We start from the raw sequence: 18,486 nt of genomic DNA, 5'->3' as shown, positions 1-18,486 counted from the left end.
CGGGCAGCGCGCCATCCTCCAGAAACAGATCCGCCAGCCAGGCCAGCGCGATGATCTCGCGCTGGCTCAACATCGACCAACCGCGTGCGCTGGCCTTCACCTTGGCCTTCGCGGTGGCGGCGAGTTCGGTCAGCTCGGCCGCTGTGCAGTTGATGCCCGTGCCCTTGCGGGCGCCGGAAGTGACAATGCGATCCGACATCATGCCCCGCTCCGCCCAGGCATCGGCCCAACCATCCAGAAGGGCGGCCTTGGGATCTCGAACTGATGCGGTCGCCACAGGTGAAGGCAGTAAGGATGGTGGTTAATGTGCTGGCTCAGAGGAACGTGAAGCTGCATCGCGGTCTCATCGTCCTGGAAGAACATCCCCTTCACGAAGGACATCTCTTCCCAGTTCGGGCAGCGGCGCGGCAACGACACCGAAACGTGGTCCCAACCACTGCTGACGCAGCCCCCCCGAGGTATTTCCGGCAAGATGAAAGCCCTCTTGCCGGGAAGGCCCGGGGGCGGCACCGAAGGGAGACAGAGGATGACCCCGGCGCTCGACGCGCTCCTCGCGCAGATCGACCGGCTCGATCCGCCCGCCGGGCGGGTCGGCACGCCGCCCGATGACGGGCTGATCGCCCTTTATGAGGCGCAGACCGGTCTCACCTTCCCGGAGGACTATCGCGCCCTGCTTAAACGCGCGGGCAATGCCTTCGTCGGCACGCTCGACCTGCTCACCCTGCAGGAGCCGAAGGGCGGCGTGCGCGGCGAGTTGCGCGCCGCGCTGGAGGTGGCGCGCGCCGTCGGGGTGCCGCCGGACTGGCTGCCGATCTGCGAGGACAATGGCGATTATCACTGCCTGGCCCCCGACGGCTCCGTCCGGTTCCGGGATCACAACGGGGCCTCCGCCGAGCGCTGGCCCTCGCTCGCCGACTGGATCGCCGAGGTCTGGCTGGCCGGGGCGTGACCGGAGGCGGCACCGGCGCAGCCAGCCCCCCTTGCCCGTCGCCCGCCCCGGGTCTAGGCTTTCGCAAATCCAAACAAGAGACGACAATGCGCATCGGCATCCTGCAGACCGGCCAAGCCCCCGACATGCTTCGGGAGACCTCGGGCGACTATCCCGACATGTTCGAAACGCTCCTCGCGGGGCATGGGTTCGACTTCCGCACCTGGCGCGTCGAGGCGATGGAGTTTCCCGCCGACGTGCATGACTGCGACGGCTGGCTGATCACCGGCTCGCGCCATGGCGCCTATGAGGACCACCCGTTCATCGCCCCGCTCGAGGCCTTCATCCGCAAGGCGATCGCGGCGCATGTGCCGGTCGTGGGGATCTGCTTCGGCCATCAGATCATCGCCCAGGCGATGGGCGGCAAGGTCGAGAAATACACCGGCGGCTGGGCCGTCGGTGCGCAGGACTACGATTTCGGTGGCGAGAAGATCACGCTGAACGCCTGGCACCAGGACCAGGTGACGCAGCTGCCGCCCGGGGCCGAGGTCGCCGCCTGCAACGATTTCTGCGCCAATGCCGCGCTGGTTTACGGCGACGACGCCTTCACCGTGCAGGCCCATCCCGAGTTCCGCGACAGCTATGTCGAGGGGCTGATGGAGACGCGCGGCAAGGGCGTGGTGCCCGATCCGCTGCTCGCCTCGGCGCAGGCGCGACTGGGCAAACCGAACCAGTCCGCCGCGATCGCCGACCGGATCGCGGAGTTCTTCCTCAAGGCCCGGAGCTGAGATGTATCTCCCCCCCGCCTTCGCCGAGCATGACCCGGACGCTCTGCGCGCGCTGATCGCCGCGGCGCCGCTCGGGATGCTGATCACGGCGGGGCCCGGCGGGGCGATGGCCAATCCGCTGCCCTTCACGCAAGGGCTCGAGGGCGACCGGCATCTCCTGCGCGCCCATCTCGCCCGCGCCAATCCGCAGATCGCCGAGATCGCGGCGGCGCCCGAGGTGCTGGTCGTGTTCCAGCTCGGCGAGGCCTATGTCAGCCCCTCCTGGTATCCGACCAAGGCGGAGACCGGAAAGGTCGTGCCGACCTGGAATTACGCGATGGTGCAGGCGCGCGGCACTGCGCGGCTGATCGAGGGCACCGACTTCCTGCGCCCGCAGATCGAGGCGCTGACCGAGGCGCAGGAGCACGGCCGCCCCGCACCCTGGGCCGTCTCCGACGCGCCCGAGCGGTTCATCGCGGCGCAGATGCGCGGCATCACCGGGCTCGAGATCGAGGTCGGCGCGCTCACCGGCAAGCTCAAGCTCTCGCAAAACAGGACCGAAGCCGACCGCGCCGGCGTGCGCAACGGCATGATCGACGAAGGCGTGCCGCTCGCGCGGCTGATGCCCGACCCGGGATCGTGACGATCCCCCGGAGCCCTTCGCCTTTTCCTTTCAGAGAGTTCAGATCATGTCTTCGCAATCCGCCCGCTGGACCGACCAGCTTCCGCAAGCCGCCCGCAACTACATCGCCGGGCGCCGCCTCGACGAGGTCGAGTGCATCGTTCCCGACATCGCCGGCGTCGCCCGCGGCAAGGCGATGCCCGCCTCGAAATTCGCCCATCAGGACCGGTTCTTCCTGCCGAATTCGATCTTTTTGCAGACGATCACCGGCGAATGGGTCGACAACCCGACCGGCGCCTTCACCGAGCCGGACATGATCCTGACGCCCGACTTCACCACCGCCTCTGCCGCGCCCTGGACCGCCGACATCACGCTGCAGGTGATCCACGACGTCTTCGACCAGCAGGGCAATCCGGTGCCAGTGGCGCCGCGCAACGTGCTCAAGCGCATCGTCGCGCTTTACGAGGCCGAGGGCTGGCGCCCGGTCGTCGCCCCCGAGATGGAATTCTTCCTCGTCGCGCGCAACCTCGACCCGAACCAGCCGATCATCCCGCCGATGGGCCGCTCGGGCCGGCGCGCCGCGGGCAAGCAGGCCTATTCGATGTCGGCGGTCGACGAATACGGCAAGGTGATCGACGACATCTATGATTTCGCCGAGGCGCAGGGCTTCGAGATCGACGGCATCCTGCAGGAAGGCGGCGCCGGTCAGGTCGAGATCAACCTCGCGCACGGCGATCCGGTGCATCTCGCCGATCAGATCTTCTTCTTCAAGCGCCAGATCCGCGAGGCGGCGCTGCGCCACGACTGTTTCGCCACCTTCATGGCGAAGCCGATCGAGGGCGAGCCGGGCTCGGCGATGCACATCCACCAGTCGGTGATCGACATCGCGACCGGCAACAACATCTTCTCCGACCCGGATGGCGGCGAGAGCGAGGCGTTTTTGCATTTCGTCGCCGGCATGCAGAACCACCTACCCGCGGTGATCGCGCTGCTCGCGCCCTACGTGAACAGCTATCGCCGCTACGTTCCCGATTTCGCCGCGCCGATCAACCTCGAATGGGGGCGCGACAACCGCACCACCGGGCTGCGCGTGCCGATCTCCGGCCCCGCGGCGCGGCGGCTGGAAAACCGGCTCGCGGGGATGGATTGCAACCCCTATCTCGGCCTCGCCGCCTCGATGGCCTGCGGCTATCTCGGCCTCAAGGAAAAGAAGATGCCGCGCGCGGAATGCACCGGCGACGCCTATATCAGCGAGTCGGATCTGCCCTACAACCTTGGCGATGCGCTTGACCTCTTTGCCGAGAACGCGCAGATCCGCGACGTGCTGGGGCCGGAGTTCTGCACCGTGTTCGAGGCGGTGAAACGCAACGAATACAAGGAGTTCCTGCAGGTCATCAGCCCCTGGGAGCGTGAACATCTGCTGCTGAACGTCTGATCCGATGAACCTGCTTTACGCCAATGACCGCCGTGGGGACTACCCGCAAAGCTTCTACGCCGAGACCCGCGATCCGTCGCCCGACCGCCCCGCGCTGAGCGGGGCGATCACGGCGGATGTCGCGATCGTGGGGGGCGGCTATACCGGGCTTTCCGCGGCGCTGCATCTGGCGCAGGCTGGGCGCCGCGTCGTCCTGCTCGAGGCGCATCGCGCGGGCTTCGGCGCCTCGGGGCGCAATGGCGGGCAGATCGGCTCGGGGCAGCGGCTCGAGGTCACCGAGCTCGAGCAGATGGCGGGCAAGCCCGCCGCGCGCCGGCTTTGGGAGATGGCGGAGGAGGCGAAGGCACTGACCTATGCGCTGGCCGATCAGGCCGGCGTGCCGACGCATCGCGGCATCGCCCATTGCGCGCTGCATCCGGGCGAGGTCGCCCATGCGCAGCAGATGGCCGAATATCTCGCGACGCATTACGATTACGATGCGATCACGCCGCTCGACCGCGCGGGGTTGCAAGCGCTGATCCCCTCGCCGCTTTATCTCGGCGGCGACATCGACCGCGGCGCGGGCCATGTGCATCCGCTCAACCTCGCGCTTGGGCTGGCGCGGCTCGCCGAGGCGGCCGGCGCGGTGATCTATGAGAAGACGGCGGTGACGAAGATCCGCCACGGTCATCATGCCGGCGACAAAAGCCATGTCGTGACCGAGGCGGGCGAGGTCAGCTGCGATCAGGTCATTCTGGCCGCGAACGGCTATCTCGACCACCTCGAGCCGAAGATCGCGGCCCGCGTGATGCCGATCAACAATTTCATCGCGGTGACCGAGCCGCTGGGCGCCCGCGCGGCCGAGGTGATGCGCGAGAACATCGCCGCGCATGACACGAAATTCGTGGTGAATTACTGGCGGATGGACGAGGACCGGCTGATCTTCGGCGGCGGCGAAACGGTCAGCTACCGCTTCCCGCGCGACATCGCCCGCCTCGTGCGCGGCCCGCTCGAACAGGTCTATCCGCAGCTGAAAGGCGTACGGCTGACCCATGCCTGGGGTGGCACGCTCGCGATCACGATGAACCGGATGCCCTGCTTCCGCCGGCCGCATCCGAACTGTCTTTCGGCCTCGGGCTTCTCGGGCCACGGCGTCGCGCTCGCCACGCTCGCGGGCAAGCTGATGGCGCAGGCGGTGACCGCGACGGGCGACGGTTTCGACGTGATGGCGAAGCTGCCCGCGCATATCTTCCCCGGCGGCTCGCATCTGCGCTTCCCGCTGCTGGCGGCGGGGATGGCCTGGTATTCGCTGCGCGACAGGCTGGGCTTCTAGGCGACACTTCGCCGCCGACACGAAACTTTCATTGGCGCGGCCGGGGCATTCGTCATACAGCATTCGTGAATGTGACATTCAGGAAAGCTGAACATGCCCCGCGACAACCAGCCCGCTCCGAATTGCTACGACGCCGAACCGATCCCCGAGGCCGCCCGCGCCGAGATCGAGCGGCTGCTCGCCTCCGGTGACCTCTTCCGCTACACTTCGGAGAACGCGCCCGTCGCCCGGCTCGAGGCGGAATTCGCCGAATTCATGGGCACGCGCTATGCGGTCTGCGTGGCGTCCTGCTCGGCGGCGCTGTTCCTCTCGCTGAAGGCGCTCGACCTGCCGCGCGGCGCGCGCGTGCTGGTGCCCGCCTTCACCTTCGCCGCCGTGCCCTCGGCGATCGTGCATGCCGATTGCACCCCGGTTCTGGTCGAGGTGGGCGAGAATTTCCGCATCGACCTCGAGGATTTCCGCGCGAAATTCGACGACAGCATTTCCGCGGTGATGATCTCGCACATGCGCGGCCATACCTCGGACATGAACGCGATCATGGAGCTGGCGGATGCCAAGGGCGTGCCGGTGATCGAGGATGCGGCGCACAGCCTCGGCACTGTCTGGGACGGCAAGAAGATCGGCACGATCGGCAAGATCGGCTGCTTTTCCTTCCAGAGCTACAAGCTGGTGAACGCGGGCGAAGGCGGCGTGCTGGTGACCGACGATCCGGAACTGGCCGCGCGCGCGATCATCATGTCGGGCGCCTATGAGCACAACTGGAAGAAGCACCCCGGCCTGCAAAACAGCTTCGTGCATTGGCAAAACAAGCTGCCGCTCTACAACACCCGGATGCAGAACCTCTCGGCCGCGGTGATCCGCCCGCAGCTGGCAGAAGTGCCGCGCCGCGTGCGCGACGGGCTGCGCAATCACGACTATGTCGCGGCAAAGCTGAACGCGAGCCCCTGGCTCGACGTGCCGCCCGCGCTTGGGCCCGAGGAACGCGCGCCCGACAGCCTGCAATTCAACCTCAAGGGCGACTGGACCGATGCCGAAGCCCGGCAGCTGCAGGACGAGGCGAAGGCCCGCGGCGTCGGCGTGCAGGTCTTCGGCCTCTCGCCCGACAACGCGCGCGCGTTCTGGAACTGGCAGTTCCTCGGCGACCAGCCCGATCTGCCGAAGACCCGCGCGATGCTGATGCGCGCCTGCGACACGCGCCTGCCCGCGCGGCTCACCCAGCCCGAGCTCGACTTCATCGCCGATGCGATCGTCGAGGCGGCGGCGGTGGTGAAAGGCTGACAGGAAGGGGGCGCTGCCCCCTCTTTGGCTTTGCCAAATTCACCCCCGAGGTATTTTTGGCAAGATGAAGGGGCTTCGTTTCATCTTGCCAAAAATACCTCGGGGGGAGCGCAAGCGGGGGGCGGCGCCCCCCTCCCCGCTCAAAGCCCGAGGCGCGGCATCTCCATCTTCGGGCAGCGATCCATCACCACCCGCTTGCCGGCGGCCTGCGCCATCGCGGCGCCCTCGGCGCTGATGACGCCGAGCTGCATCCAGACCGTCTTCAACGCCGGCAGCGCGGAAAGCGCCTCGGCCACCACGCCGGGCACCGCCTCGGGGGCGCGGAAGATGTCGATCATGTCCACCGCGATCCCGGCGGGAATCGCGGCGAGATCGGGATAGACCGTCTCGCCCAGCGCGCTTTGTCCGGCGAGCCCCGGGTTGACGGGAATCACCCGGTAGCCCTTGGCCTGCAGATAGGCCGCGACATAATGCGAGGGGCGCGCGGGATTGGCGGAAAAGCCCACCACCGCGATCACCTTCGTTTCCTTGAAGATTTCGCGCAGCATCTCATCCGTCATGTGATCCTCCCGGCGGATATGAAAAAGCGCCCGAGCGAAAGGCCCGGGCGCAAAGTTGCGGAACGAGGGACAGTGAACTGAAACGCAGCGGTTCCAGTGCCGCGTTTCCTGTAGTCAGACATAGGAATGTAAAACCCCGGTTAAAGGGGCAGCCCGAAAAATCGCCGTTTTGTGAACGGGATTTCGCACTCACCGCGCGGAGGCGGCGTAAAGCGCGACCGCGGCGGCGTTCGAGACGTTGAGCGAGCCGAATTCCCCCGCGAAAGGGATCCGCACCAGCCGGTCGCAGGTCTCGCGCGTCTTCTCGCGCAGCCCCGGCCCCTCGGCGCCGAGCACGAGCGCGATCGGCCGCGTGCCGGCCTCGGCGATGCCTTCCTCCAGCGTCAGCTCCGCCTCCCCGGCGAGCCCGATGAGCACGTAGCCCATCGCGCGCAGCTCCTCCATCGCGTCGGAGAGATTGGTCACCCGCAGATAGGGCTGGCGTTCGAGCGCGCCCGAGGCGGTCTTGGCCAGCGCCCCGGTTTCCGGCGCCGAATGGCGCGCCGGCGCCACCACGGCGCGCGCCCCGAACACCTCGGCCGAGCGCAGGATCGCGCCGACGTTATGCGGATCGGTGACGCGGTCGAGCAGCACCATCAGCGGCCCGCCGCGGCCCTCGAGCGCGACATCCTCGAGCTTGCCCCAGTCGAGCGGCTTCACCTCGAGCGCGGCGCCCTGATGCACCGAATCCGGGGCGAGCGGCACGAGGCTGTCGAACTTGCGCGGATCGGGCATCTCGGGTTCGAGCCCGCCCACCGCGATCGCCTCGCCAAGCTTGTCGGCGGCGTTCTTCGTCAGCACGAGGCGCAGCTTCTCCCGCGCCGGGTTCATCAGCGCGTCGCGCACCGCGTGCAGGCCGAACAGCCACACGGTCTGCGCCGCCGCCGCGCGCTTGGCGCGTTCCTTGTCGATCACCCAGGACGGTTTCTTCATCGCATGCTCTCCGTTTCACCCTTCCTGCGCGTTGCACGGCCATTTGGCAAGAGCCCGAAAAACCCGCTTGACGCCCCCCGCCCCCTTCGCTATCTCCGCCCCCGTCGGGTGACGAGCTGCAAGGTGCGGCAGCGGACTGTAACTCCGCCGGGGAGACCCACGCCTGGTTCGATTCCAGGGTCACCCACCACTCCCTCCACAGGATTGGTGAACCGACGCCCGGGCCGCTGGCCCGCGGCGCCCGCGTTCTGCACCGCGCTCAGGGCATCAGCACCTGCGCGCGCGCATAGCTCGCCTCCTCCGTCGTGCCGTCGTCATAGACGATCCGCACCCGCAGCGATTGCACCGACCCCGGCGGCTGGCGCAGATAGATCGCGTCGCCGGTGATCGCGTTCGGGCTGGCCGTGCCCTCGTGGCAGGGCTCCATCGGCAAAAGCGTGGTCGGCTCCGCCCCGTTGAAACCATAGCCCACCGCCGTAAGCCCGCAGCGCCAGCTCAGGATCTGGGTGAAATAGATCAGATCCTGCCCGTCGTATTCCCGCAGCGCGACCCAGCTCGCTTTCGTCGCACCCAGAATCGGGCGCACCTCCGCCGCGGTGGTGAATTGCTGCGCCGCCGCCAATTGCGGCAGCGCGGCCAGCACCAGCGCCCCGATCGTCACTCGCATCCTCTCTCCTCCAGCTCGCTCTTTTCCCCTCCGGTCAAAAGCCGTAATACTGCGCGAGAACAAAGGCGTGCGAGCATGACGGCCCCAGACCAGACCGATTCCCAGTATAACGTGTTTTTCGTGGTTCAGGCCGGGCGCCTGGAATTCGAGGCGATCCTCTTCGCCACCTCCTTCCGCGCAGCCAATCCCGGGTTCAAGGGCCGGCTGATCGCCGCCGAACCCTCGGGCGCGAAATGGTCGAAACCGGTCGCGATCTCCGATCCGGTGCGGCGGCTGCTGCACGATCAGGGCGTCGAGATCCTGCCCTTCGAGAACCGCCATTTCGGCGAAAGCTACCCGCACGGCAACAAGATCGAGGCGATGGCGGCGCTGCCGGCGGAGCCCTTCGTCTTCTTCGACACCGACACCGTCTTCACCGGGCCGCTCTCCTCGGTGGGGTTCGATTTCAACCGCCCCTCCGCCTCGATGCGGCGCGAGGGCACCTGGCCGGAGCCGCCGCTCTATCAGGTCGGCTTCACCGAGATCTGGAAGAGCCTCTACGACAAGTTCGGCCTCGATTTCGAAAGCTCGCTCGATCTGAGCCAGCCCGACGAATACTGGCGCCGCTATCTCTATTTCAACGCCGGCTGGTTCTTCGGCGCCGATGCGCAGGCTTTCGGCAAGCGCTTCATGAACTACGCACACACGATCCGCTGGGACACGCCCGACGAACTTGCCTGCCAGTCGCTCGACCCCTGGCTCGACCAGATTGCGCTGCCGCTGGTGATTCATTCCTTCGGCGGCGGGCGCCCCGGGCCGGAGCTCGACGGGCTCGACGGCGCGGTGAGCACGCATTATCGCGCCCTGCCGCTACTTTATGCGCGCGAAAGCGATGCCGCAGTGGAGATGGTCGAAACCGTCGCCGCGCCGCAGCCGGTGAAGAAGGTGCTGCGCCTTTACGAACCGGCCAAGAAGCTGATCTACCAGAAGAAAGGCCGCAAGCTGCGGGCAAAGTTCGATCGCGACGATCTGCCCAAACGCGAGCATGTGCTGCGCAACGCGATCCGGCGCGAGGGGCTCTGGCTGCGCTGAACCCAGCAGGGGTGGCATTAACCCTACTTTACAGACAGGCTGACGTGGCGGAAGCTTTCCCCGGATCAACGCACTCATCTGGGGAGAGTGACCAATGACCTTGTCCTACATCAGCTCGACGACGATCGGCGCCGGCCCTTTGTTCAGCTATGGCGCAGCCGGTGACCAACTGGTCATCCTGCCGGGGGTGACCCTCGGCTCCACCACCAGTTCGCCTTTGGGGGCGACGAACTTCGACGACATCCAGCTGACCGTTCTCGGCACGCTGGCTTCCGAGTCGATCATCTATTTTTCGGGTGATTACTCGGTGCTCCACATCGCCAGCGGTGGCACCTTCTTTTCCGGCGAAGAGGCCAGCGGCAGCGCCGCCGTGTTCTTCAACTACAATACCGGAGACTCGCTGATCAATGACGGCAGCCTGATCGCGCCCGCCGCGATCGGAGTGCTCTCGGGCGGCAACAGCAGCATCGTCAACACCGGCTCGATCGAAGCGGCTTCGGCGGTCTTCCTGAACCTGTTCGGCACCACCGGCGACATGCTCGTCAACTCCGGCAGCATCACCTCCAACACCAATGACGACACGATCAACGGCACCCGCTACAACAACGGCGTGTTTGCCGAAGGCGGGAACACTCTGGTCAACAACCTGGCGGACGGCACGATCACCGCGGTTTCCACCGAGGGCGCGGGGGTGCGGTTCTCGGGCACGGCCGGCGGCGGCCAGCTTCTCAACCACGGCACGATCACCTCGGTGCAGGACTTCGGCGTGAATTTCGGCGATGTTTCGAGCGGCGAGAGCGTGGTCGTGGCGCGCAACTGGGGCACGATCGAAGGCGGCGACGGTTCCTACAACGGCAGCATCAATTCCGACGTGCTGATCAACCACGGGCTGATGGTCGGCGATGTGGTGATGGGCGAAGGCAATGACAGCTACCTCGGGATCGACGGCCAGGTCGAAGGCAGCGTCTATGGCGGCGACGGCAATGACCGCTTCGTCGGCAACGCCGCCGAGGCCGAGACCTTCTACGGCGACGCCGGCAACGACATCCTCGATTTCCGCAACATGGATGCGGTGCGGGTCGCGCTTGACGGCTCCTTCGGCAATGGCGGGTCGGCGCTCGGCGACACCTATGTCGGCTTCGAGAATGTCTATGGCTCGGACGGGGGCAACGACCGCCTCACCGGGGATGCGCAGGCGAACTGGCTGCTCGGCTATGGCGGCAACGACACGCTGAACGGCGGGGCCGGCAACGACCAGCTGCGCGGCGGCACCGGGATCGACCGGATGATCGGCGGCGACGGCAACGACGCCTTCCGCTATGACAGCGTGGCCGACGCCGGCGACGTCATCCTCGATTTCCACAATGTGGCCGGCGACAACGACCGCTTCCTCTTCGACGCGACCGCTTTCGGCGGGCTGCCGACGGGAACGATCGCGGCGAGTTCCTTCATCACCCGCGCCGATCATGTCGCGCAGGATGCGAACGACTACTTCATCTTCGACACCTCCGACCGCTCGCTCTGGTATGACGCGGACGGCAACGGGGCCGAGGCCGCGATCATGATCGCCGATCTGCAGGCCGGTGCGACGGTGACCTACGTCGATATCGTCCTCGTCTGAACCGCATTGGGGACGCCCCGGGGCCCAGCGCCCCGGGACGCCCGAGCGCGTTACATCGCGGCGCGCGAATGTGTTTGAAGGGGTCCGGGCGCGCGGATAGGGTGCGCCCGATGAACAGGGAGGCCCCGATGAGCGATTATTCCTTCGACACGCTGCAGATCCATGCCGGCGCGGCGCCCGATCCGGCGACCGGAGCAGTGCAGGTGCCGATCTACCAGACCACCGGCTACCGTTTCAAGGACGCCGCCCATGCGGCGCGTCTCTTCGGGCTGCAGGAAGTGGGCTTCATCTATTCGCGCCTGACCAACCCGACCGTCGCGCGGCTTGCCGATCGCGTCGCCGCGCTCGAGGGCGGGGCCGGGGCGGTGTGCTGCTCCTCCGGCCATGCGGCGCAGATCATGGCGATCTTCCCGCTGATGGCGCCGGGGCTGAACATCGTCGCCTCGAGCCGGCTTTACGGCGGCACGATGACGCAATTCGGCTCGACCATCAAACGCTTTGGCTGGAGCTGTAAATTCGTCGATTTCGACGATCTCGCCGCGCTCGAGGCGGCGGTGGACGAGAACACCCGCGCGATCTTCTGCGAGTCGATCTCGAACCCCGCGGGCTATATCACCGACATCCCGGCGGTGGCGAAGATCGCGCAAAAGGTCGGCCTGCCGCTGATCGTCGACAACACGCTCGCCACGCCCTGGCTTTGCCGCCCGATCGAGCTTGGCGCGACCCTCGTCGTGCATAGCCTGACGAAATACATGACCGGCAACGGCACGGTGACGGGCGGCGCGGTGATCGACAGCGGGAACTTCGACTGGGCCGCCTCGGGCAAGTTCCCCTCGCTCGCCGCGCCTGAGCCCGCCTATCACGGGCTGAACTTCCAGGAGACCTTCGGCAAGCTCGCCTTCACCTTCCACGGCATCGCGATCGGGCTGCGCGACCTTGGCATGACGATGAACCCGCAGGGCGCGCATTACACGCTGATGGGGATCGAGACGCTGAGCCTGCGCATGCAGAAACACGTCGCCAATGCCCAGGCGGTGGCCGAGTTCCTCGAAAAGGATCCGCGCGTCGATTACGTCACCTATGGCGGGCTCGCCGCCTCGCCCTGGCACGAGCGGATGACCCGCGTCTGCCCGAAGGGGGCCGGTGCGCTTTACACCGTCGCGCTGAAGGGTGGCTATGGGACCTGCGTGAAATTCGTCGATGCGCTGAAGCTTTTCGCCAATGTCGCGAACCTCGGCGATGCGCGCTCGCTGGTGAGCCATTCGGCCTCGACCACGCATAGCCAGCTCACCGAGGAACAGCAGATCGCCGCGGGCGCCGCGCCGAATGTGGTGCGGCTCTCGATCGGGATCGAGGATGCGAAGGATCTGATCGCCGATCTCGATCAGGCGCTGACCGCCGCGACGGCCTGAGCGCACGAGCTCCGAAAAACGAAGGCCGGGGATCTCCCCGGCCTTTTGCTTTGCGTTCAGTTTACCGGCACGGGGGCCGGCGGGGCGGGCGGCGCCTTCGTCCCCTCGAGCGAGGCGATCATCGCCGTCGCATGCCCGTCCACGGTAAGCGCGATCCGCGAGAGCATGCAGTTGCCCTTCGCGCGCCGCCGCTCCGCACAGGCCGCCTCGGCCCTGGCAAAGGCCTTGGCGAACAGCGCGTCGAGATCGGGGCCGAAGCTCAGCGTGGCCTCCCCCCGCTTCTTCGGATAGGGCGTGAGTTCGATCCAGTCCTGCGTCATCTCCGGCACCGTCTGCGCCGCGGGCAGCACCCCCTCCGGCGTGAGCGGCAGCACCGCGAGGGTGAAGACCGCCGGCCGCCAGGGGCGCGTCGCCTTTTTCGAGCTGTCGCGCTCGATGCGGAAATTGTCGACGCGGCAATCGGCGACATAGGTGCCGCGCAGCTTGTCGCAAAGCGGACCGGCGAGGGTAGCGATGCGCGTCTGCATGAAGAGGTCGCGCCATTCCTCCTCGGGCAGCACCTCGCCCGGGGCGAGGAACTGCTCGGGCGTCACCACGAGGTCGACGATCACCCGCCGCTCGGGGCCGAAGGTATCGGGCCGGGCGAAGGTCTCGACCGCGCGGCCCCGCGCCTCCTCCGACAGCACGCCCATCGCGCCATCGAGCATCTTCTCGTTGTCGCCCCCGGCCGCGGCCATCGCCGCGCCGATCTTCCAGCCGCGCCCGATCAGCCCGCGCATCCGCTCGGCGCCCTTGCCGGCGTCGGCGTAATAGTCGTCGATCGCGGAGACATCCTTGATCACGCGCGAGACGCCCGGCGTGTGCTGCAACCCCTGCCAGCCGAGATAGGCCACCGCAGGCAGCATCAGGATCACGCCGAGAATGATGACGAAGAGCCGCATCAGAACATCCCCCCGCTGGAGCGTTTCGGATATTGCGGAAGCAGGTCGAAGGCGGGGCCGGCGATCTCGCGCGCCTTCGCCTCGACCTCGGCGCGCATCTGCAGGATGCCCGCCTCGCTGATCGGGATCGCCTGCGCGCCCTCGGCGATGCTCACCGCGGCACCGGCAAGCGGGCGGAAGGTCGCGCGCGCCTCGGGCGTCGCCGGCACCGGGCCGATCACCACGCCAAAGCCGCGATCGAAGCCGAGCTGGCGCTCGAGCGGCTCGACGCCGTAGCGCGCCGAAAACCAGGCCGCCCAGTCGCGATAGGCAGTGTCGAGTTCCGCCATCCGGGTGCGATACTCGTCCTGGGACAACGCGCCGATCGCCGCACTTTGATGAATGAGCGAGGTCTCCTCGAACGGATAGGCCTCGCGCGCACCGCAGGCGGCGAGCGTGTCGCGCCCGATCGCCTCGACCGGCACGCCGTCGGGCAGGTTCGCCACCGCGTCGCGCGCCCCGCCCAGAAGCGTCACCCGCGCGAGCCGCGCCCCGGGCGCGATCTGCAGGTTCCAGACCCGCGGCCAGCCGGCTTCGCCCGAAAGCACCAGATGCACCGGCGCATCGCTCCGCGTCAGCGCGACATCGAAAGCGTCATAGGCGTTTTCCTTGCGGTCGGCGATCGTCACCGCCGGATTGCGCCGGCGCAGCGGCGAGCGCATGTCCTTGATGTAATCGGCCACCGCCTTGTGAAACTTCGTCGCGTCGCGGCCGATCAGCCCGCCCTTCATCCGCGCCCCGCTCACCACCAGGGCGACCCGGTCCCCCGGCGCCGGCCGCGCGAGCGCGTCGCAGCTGGTCAGCAGCGGATGGGTCACGATCGCTGCGGGCGCATCCTCGAGCGCGGTCTTGCGCCAGCCCGTGATCACCCGGGCGCGGAACACCGGCAGGCCGTTCTCGCTGTCGAGGACCGACTCATCCCCCTCCCAGCCGAAACTCGCGTATTTGACGTGGTCGAGCGCCTTGCCCGTCTCGCCCTCGGCGAGCTGGGTGACGGAGGTCTTCGCCGCGCCGGAAAACAGCCGCGTGACGAAGCCGCCGATGCCGCCCCCCGCGCCATCCTGCCCCTGCGGCTGGAACAGCTGCGTGCGGCCGACCTCGTCGAGCTTGCGTGCGATCACCTGCGGATCGAGCGCGTGGCGCAGGGCGTTGCTCGGCTCTCCCGGGAGCAGCAGCATCACCGGGATGATGGAGAGCAGGAAATACCAGATCAAACGCGACATCGGGCCTCACAACTTTTTGCACAGGCTGACGGGGTGGCATGGCGTAAATGGGGCGAAAGCGGGAAAATCTCACGTTCCACGCCCCGCAATGCCGCCCCGCGCGCTTTTCATGCGCGGATTTCTGCTTTACCAAGAGGCCCGACGCCCGCGCCGGTACCGGCGCCTCCCCTGACGTGCTAGAGCCCCTCACATGAGACCCAGTTTCGCCCTCAACCTCTCGCATGATGGCATCGGATTGTTCGCGCGCGCGGGCACCGGATGGGAGCTTCTGGGCGAGGTGGCGCTCGATGCGCCCGATTTCGCCGAACAGCTCGGCGCGCTGCGCAGCGAGGCGCTCGCCCGCTCCCCCGAGGGGCTCGCGACCAAGGTCATCATCCCCGCCTCGCAGATCCTCTACACCGAGGTGGACGCCCCCGGCCCCCGGCCGGTGATGCGACGCCGGCAGATCGCCACCGCGCTCGACGGGATGACGCCCTATGACGTCGCCGATCTCGTCTTCGACTGGACCGGCCGCGACGACCGCGTGCAGGTCGCGGTGGTCGCGCGCGAGACGCTCGACGAGGCGGAAAGCTTCGCCGAGGACTGGGGCTTTGCTCCGGTCGGTTTCGTAGGCGTGCCCGAGCCCGGCGACTATGCCGGCGAGCCCTGGTTCGGTGCGGCAAAGGCCGCGCGCGACCATCTGCCCGAGGGCGAGAAGGTCGAACGCGATCCGCGCCCGATCGCGGCGGCGATGATCTCCGCCGTGCGCGCCGCCCGCGACGGAGTGGCCGAGGCCGCGCCTGTGACGGAAGCGGAGGCCGCGGAAGAGGCGGCGCCGGAAGACGGCCCCCTGAATGACGCGGTGCCGGAGTTTGCGGAAGCGGAAGACCTCGCCCCCGAGGGCGCGGAGATCACCGCCGATCCCGCCGAGCCGCTGCCCGTGCCCGAAAGCGACGCCGCAGCCGAGATCGCGGAGACGCCCGAGGCGCCCGCCTTCGACGCCGAGGAAGCGGCGGATCTCGCCGCCGCGCTCGACACCGAAAGCGCCGCCCCCGCGGAGCCGGAGGCCTCCCCCGAACCGGAACACGCGCCGGAGCCCCTGCCCGAGGCACCGGCGTTCGGCGCGGAACTGCCGCTCGAAATCCCCGGCGCGCCTGCCGCCGAGACCGTCGACGACTCCTTCGAGGCCGAGCTCGCCGCCGAGCTCGAGCCCGCGGCGGAGCCTGTGACCGAAGAGCCCGTCGCCTTCGCGCCGGAGGAAGAGGAGGCGCTCGCGGAAGCGCTTGGCGCGGAGATCGCGCCTGAGCTGATGCCGGAGGCCGAAGCCGAGGCGCCGGTCGCCGAGACTTACGACATCGGCGCCGAGGTCGAGCTCGAGGCTCCGTCCGAAGCGCCGCCCGAGCCGGTCGCACCGGTGCTGGCCCCCGAGGAGATCGCCGAGGATCCGGAGGGCGCCGAGGAGGCGCTTGCCGCTGCGCTCGGCGACGAAATCACGCCGGAAACCCTTGTCGCGGCTGCGGAACTTCCGTTGTTCGCGGCGCCGGAACCGGCCGGGACCGCGCCCGAACTGGTGCCCGAACTGGCGGTGGAAGAGGCGCCGTTCACCGAGGTGACCGACGAAGATCCGACCAGCGAGGATACGCTCGTTCCGGCGCCGGCCTTCGCCTCGCGCCGCGACGCGATGCTGGCTGCGCGCCAGCCCTCGGCCGAAGGCCCGGCAAAGCCGCTTGGCGGCGCCGCGCGACTGCATCCCGCCGGGGCGCCCGAACGCAAGGCGCTTTTCGCGCGCGCGGGCGAAGCGGGAGTGACCGCGCCAGGGCTCGCTCTGCCGGCGGAGCCCGCCGCCGCGCCCGAGGCCGAAACGGACAAGCCGCGCCGCGGCCTGGGCCGGGCGGCGCGTGGCACCGTCGCGCTCGGCGGCAGCGCCGGCAAGGCGCTCGCCCAGGGGCTGCGCCCGCGCGTCACCGCGAAACCGGCGAAGGCACCGGAGCCCGCGGCCCCGGACGAAAAGACCGTCTTCGGCGCGCGCAAGAAGACGCAGGTCGGCGGCAAGCCGAAATACCTCGGTGCCGCGCTGATCGGCGGGCTGATCGCCTTCCTCGCGATCGTCGCGCTCTGGTCGAGTTTCCTCGGCGGGGACGAGACGCCCGCTCCGGCGCCGGTCGAACAGGCCGAGGCCCCGGCCGCGGAGACCACCGCCGCGCCCGGCGCCGCGCTGCAGGACGCGCCGCAGATGACATTGGCCGAGGCGCAGGCCCAGGCCCAAGCCGCCGCCGAGGCGCAGGCGCCTGCGGAAGCGACGCCCGAGGCGACCGCGCCCGAGGCCGCCGCCCCTGAGGTCGTCGCCCCCGAAGAGACGCCCGCCGCGGCCGCGCCCGAAGGCACGCTTTCGAGCCAGAGCGCCCCCGCCGAGGCGGCGCCCGAGGCGCCCGTGGCCTCCGAGGCCGAAACCCAGGTGCCGGCGCCGAGCCTGCCCAATCCGCAGCTCGCGCTGCCGCCGGGGGTGGCCCTGCCGCCCGCCGAAAGCCTGACCGACACGCCGCCGGTGACGCCCAGCGCGCCGCCGCCCTTCGACGATCTCGCCCGGGTCGACCCCCAGGGCAGCTACGAGCCGACGCCCGAGGGCGTGGTCACTCCGGGCGGCTTCACGCTTTACGCCGGCAAGCCCGGGCGGGTGCCGCGCGCGCGCCCCGACACGGTGATCGCGAAGGCGGAAAAGGCGACGGCCGCCGCCGAAGCCGCGGCGGAGGAGGCGGCCAATCCGGCGCCCTATGCCGATCCCGCGCTGAAACGGTTCCGCCCGAAGCTGCGCCCCGCCGCGATCGACCGCGCGGCGGCCGCCGCAGCGACCGCGCCGGCCACGCCCGAGGCGGCCCCCGCCGCCCCCGCCGCGCCGCAGGACGACGGTGCGCTGCTCGCCCCCGGGCTCAGCCCCGCCGAGGCGAAGCGCCTTGCCGCGCGGCGCCCGAATGCGCGCCCCGACGCGGTGCTGACCCTCGCCGCCGCCGCGGTCCCGCCGGTCGAGGTCGAGACCGCCGATCCTTTCGCCGATGCGACCGCGCAAGCCGTCGACGTCTCGCGCCGGCCGGTGAGCCGGCCGCGCAATTTCAAGGCCTCGGTCGATCGCGCGCTCGCCGCTGCGGTCGCGGCCGAAGCCGCCGCCGCGCCGACCCAGGTCGCCGCCGCGGCCCCTGCCCCTGCCCCGACGCCCGCTCCGGCCCCCAAGGTCGCGGCTGCGGCCCCTGCCCCGGCGGTCGAACTCGACGAACCGGAGCCCACGAAAGCGGCGCCGAAACTTCCGACCACGGCCTCGGTCGCGAAACAGGCGACCGAGAAGAACGCCCTCAATCTCAATGAGATGAACCTGATCGGCATCTACGGCGCGTCGCGCGACCGCCGCGCGCTGATCCGGATGCCGAATGGCCGCTTCGTCAAGGTCTCGGTCGGCGACCGGCTCGACGGTGGCAAGGTGACGGCGATCGGCGACAGCCAGCTGACCTATCAGAAGGGCTCGCGCAGCTACGTTCTGAAGCTGCTCAAGAACGGTTGACCCCAACCGCGCGAAAGCTGGGGATTTCGGCCTTGCCCCGCCGCCTGCGGGCGTTACTCTGACGCGAACCCCGATTTCCCGATCCGACCGGCCACGGCCTCGCGGCAGC

17 protein-coding genes and 1 tRNA gene are annotated in these 18,486 nt (G+C 68.7%); 11 read left to right on the top strand and 7 right to left on the bottom strand.

Translation table 11 applies throughout. The annotated features are described in order from the left end of the window. The coding region (locus tag AB7U46_RS13335; protein WP_428337470.1) for a hypothetical protein at positions 1-202 on the bottom strand (202 nt) is incomplete at its 3' end. Beyond that, the gene (locus AB7U46_RS13330; RefSeq protein WP_428337469.1) at positions 199-510 is read right to left on the bottom strand and encodes a DUF7694 domain-containing protein; all 312 of its coding nucleotides are present in this window, start codon (positions 508-510) and stop codon (positions 199-201) included. The genes AB7U46_RS13330 and AB7U46_RS13335, both read right to left, overlap by 4 nt. Before the next feature lie 16 nt (positions 511-526). Between AB7U46_RS13330 and AB7U46_RS13325 the strand changes: the two genes are divergently transcribed. The 6 genes from AB7U46_RS13325 to AB7U46_RS13300 all read left to right on the top strand — a co-directional run bounded on the left by AB7U46_RS13325 (position 527) and on the right by AB7U46_RS13300 (position 6,342). After that, complete coding sequence (locus AB7U46_RS13325) at positions 527-949, top strand: SMI1/KNR4 family protein (RefSeq protein ID WP_428337468.1); 423 nt, start codon at positions 527-529, stop codon at positions 947-949. An 86-nt stretch (positions 950-1,035) separates the two neighbouring features. Continuing rightward, on the top strand, positions 1,036-1,716 hold the full coding sequence (locus tag AB7U46_RS13320; RefSeq protein WP_428337467.1) for a type 1 glutamine amidotransferase: 681 nt from the start codon (positions 1,036-1,038) through the stop codon (positions 1,714-1,716). A 1-nt stretch (position 1,717) separates the two neighbouring features. Then, positions 1,718-2,338 (top strand): FMN-binding negative transcriptional regulator, encoded by a 621-nt coding sequence (locus AB7U46_RS13315; protein WP_428337466.1) that lies wholly within the window; start codon positions 1,718-1,720, stop codon positions 2,336-2,338. A 46-nt stretch (positions 2,339-2,384) separates the two neighbouring features. Next, entirely contained in the window at positions 2,385-3,752 is a 1,368-nt protein-coding gene (locus tag AB7U46_RS13310; protein ID WP_428337465.1) for a glutamine synthetase family protein, read from the top strand. Between the two features lie 4 nt (positions 3,753-3,756). After that, complete coding sequence (locus tag AB7U46_RS13305; RefSeq protein ID WP_428337464.1) at positions 3,757-5,064, top strand: NAD(P)/FAD-dependent oxidoreductase; 1,308 nt, start codon at positions 3,757-3,759, stop codon at positions 5,062-5,064. Positions 5,065-5,157: 93 nt separating this feature from the next. Further along, positions 5,158-6,342: a DegT/DnrJ/EryC1/StrS family aminotransferase gene (locus tag AB7U46_RS13300; RefSeq protein ID WP_428337463.1), complete on the top strand. Its 1,185-nt coding sequence runs from the start codon at positions 5,158-5,160 to the stop codon at positions 6,340-6,342. Between the two features lie 140 nt (positions 6,343-6,482). On the opposite strand, the gene AB7U46_RS13295 is transcribed toward AB7U46_RS13300, so the two are convergent. Both AB7U46_RS13295 and rlmB read right to left on the bottom strand, forming a co-directional pair. Next, on the bottom strand, positions 6,483-6,902 hold the full coding sequence (locus AB7U46_RS13295) for a CoA-binding protein (RefSeq protein ID WP_428337462.1): 420 nt from the start codon (positions 6,900-6,902) through the stop codon (positions 6,483-6,485). Positions 6,903-7,091: 189 nt separating this feature from the next. After that, a complete protein-coding gene (rlmB, locus tag AB7U46_RS13290; RefSeq protein WP_428337461.1) occupies positions 7,092-7,874 on the bottom strand; it encodes a 23S rRNA (guanosine(2251)-2'-O)-methyltransferase RlmB in 783 nt (260 codons plus the stop codon). Between the two features lie 106 nt (positions 7,875-7,980). Between rlmB and AB7U46_RS13285 the strand changes: the two genes are divergently transcribed. After that, positions 7,981-8,064 (top strand) — tRNA-Tyr (locus AB7U46_RS13285). A gap of 69 nt (positions 8,065-8,133) precedes the next feature. On the opposite strand, the gene AB7U46_RS13280 is transcribed toward AB7U46_RS13285, so the two are convergent. After that, positions 8,134-8,541, bottom strand: coding sequence for a hypothetical protein (locus tag AB7U46_RS13280; RefSeq protein WP_428337460.1), 408 nt, complete (start codon positions 8,539-8,541; stop codon positions 8,134-8,136). A 75-nt stretch (positions 8,542-8,616) separates the two neighbouring features. Here AB7U46_RS13280 and AB7U46_RS13275 point away from each other — a divergent pair, with 75 nt between their 5' ends. From AB7U46_RS13275 to AB7U46_RS13265, 3 genes are all read left to right on the top strand, one after another. Beyond that, positions 8,617-9,612, top strand: a complete 996-nt coding sequence (locus tag AB7U46_RS13275; RefSeq protein WP_428337459.1) for a hypothetical protein — start codon at positions 8,617-8,619, stop codon at positions 9,610-9,612. 94 nt (positions 9,613-9,706) lie between these two features. Next, positions 9,707-11,233, top strand: coding sequence for a calcium-binding protein (locus tag AB7U46_RS13270; protein WP_428337458.1), 1,527 nt, complete (start codon positions 9,707-9,709; stop codon positions 11,231-11,233). A 128-nt stretch (positions 11,234-11,361) separates the two neighbouring features. After that, a complete protein-coding gene (locus AB7U46_RS13265; protein ID WP_428337457.1) occupies positions 11,362-12,645 on the top strand; it encodes an O-acetylhomoserine aminocarboxypropyltransferase/cysteine synthase family protein in 1,284 nt (427 codons plus the stop codon). A gap of 56 nt (positions 12,646-12,701) precedes the next feature. Here the strand turns inward: AB7U46_RS13265 and AB7U46_RS13260 are convergent, their stop codons facing one another. Continuing rightward, positions 12,702-13,586 (bottom strand): hypothetical protein, encoded by an 885-nt coding sequence (locus tag AB7U46_RS13260; RefSeq protein ID WP_428337456.1) that lies wholly within the window; start codon positions 13,584-13,586, stop codon positions 12,702-12,704. After that, positions 13,586-14,848: a hypothetical protein gene (locus AB7U46_RS13255; protein ID WP_428337455.1), complete on the bottom strand. Its 1,263-nt coding sequence runs from the start codon at positions 14,846-14,848 to the stop codon at positions 13,586-13,588. Before AB7U46_RS13255 ends, AB7U46_RS13260 begins: the two co-directional genes overlap by 1 nt. A gap of 190 nt (positions 14,849-15,038) precedes the next feature. On the opposite strand from AB7U46_RS13255, the gene AB7U46_RS13250 reads away from it, so the two are divergent. Further along, positions 15,039-18,377, top strand: a complete 3,339-nt coding sequence (locus AB7U46_RS13250; RefSeq protein WP_428337454.1) for a hypothetical protein — start codon at positions 15,039-15,041, stop codon at positions 18,375-18,377. The last annotated feature ends 109 nt before the right edge of the window (positions 18,378-18,486 follow it).

The organism is Paenirhodobacter sp., from assembly GCF_050177655.1.
In the GTDB taxonomy this organism is placed as follows: Bacteria; Pseudomonadota; Alphaproteobacteria; order Rhodobacterales; family Rhodobacteraceae; genus Rhodobacter.
This window is presented reverse-complemented; position numbering and strand designations above follow the sequence as displayed.

Bases quoted from the DNA above. Each gene is read 5' to 3' on its own strand.
- AB7U46_RS13295 (WP_428337462.1), bottom strand. From the start codon at position 6,902: ATGACGGATGAGATGCTGCGCGAAATCTTCAAGGAAACGAAGGTGATC.
- AB7U46_RS13310 (WP_428337465.1), top strand. From the start codon at position 2,385: ATGTCTTCGCAATCCGCCCGCTGGACCGACCAGCTTCCGCAAGCCGCC.
- AB7U46_RS13250 (WP_428337454.1), top strand. From the start codon at position 15,039: ATGAGACCCAGTTTCGCCCTCAACCTCTCGCATGATGGCATCGGATTG.
- AB7U46_RS13265 (WP_428337457.1), top strand. From the start codon at position 11,362: ATGAGCGATTATTCCTTCGACACGCTGCAGATCCATGCCGGCGCGGCG.
- AB7U46_RS13325 (WP_428337468.1), top strand. From the start codon at position 527: ATGACCCCGGCGCTCGACGCGCTCCTCGCGCAGATCGACCGGCTCGAT.
- AB7U46_RS13275 (WP_428337459.1), top strand. From the start codon at position 8,617: ATGACGGCCCCAGACCAGACCGATTCCCAGTATAACGTGTTTTTCGTG.
- AB7U46_RS13260 (WP_428337456.1), bottom strand. From the start codon at position 13,586: ATGCGGCTCTTCGTCATCATTCTCGGCGTGATCCTGATGCTGCCTGCG.
- AB7U46_RS13300 (WP_428337463.1), top strand. From the start codon at position 5,158: ATGCCCCGCGACAACCAGCCCGCTCCGAATTGCTACGACGCCGAACCG.
- AB7U46_RS13270 (WP_428337458.1), top strand. From the start codon at position 9,707: ATGACCTTGTCCTACATCAGCTCGACGACGATCGGCGCCGGCCCTTTG.
- AB7U46_RS13305 (WP_428337464.1), top strand. From the start codon at position 3,757: ATGAACCTGCTTTACGCCAATGACCGCCGTGGGGACTACCCGCAAAGC.
- rlmB (WP_428337461.1), bottom strand. From the start codon at position 7,874: ATGAAGAAACCGTCCTGGGTGATCGACAAGGAACGCGCCAAGCGCGCG.
- AB7U46_RS13255 (WP_428337455.1), bottom strand. From the start codon at position 14,848: ATGTCGCGTTTGATCTGGTATTTCCTGCTCTCCATCATCCCGGTGATG.
- AB7U46_RS13320 (WP_428337467.1), top strand. From the start codon at position 1,036: ATGCGCATCGGCATCCTGCAGACCGGCCAAGCCCCCGACATGCTTCGG.
- AB7U46_RS13280 (WP_428337460.1), bottom strand. From the start codon at position 8,541: ATGCGAGTGACGATCGGGGCGCTGGTGCTGGCCGCGCTGCCGCAATTG.
- AB7U46_RS13315 (WP_428337466.1), top strand. From the start codon at position 1,718: ATGTATCTCCCCCCCGCCTTCGCCGAGCATGACCCGGACGCTCTGCGC.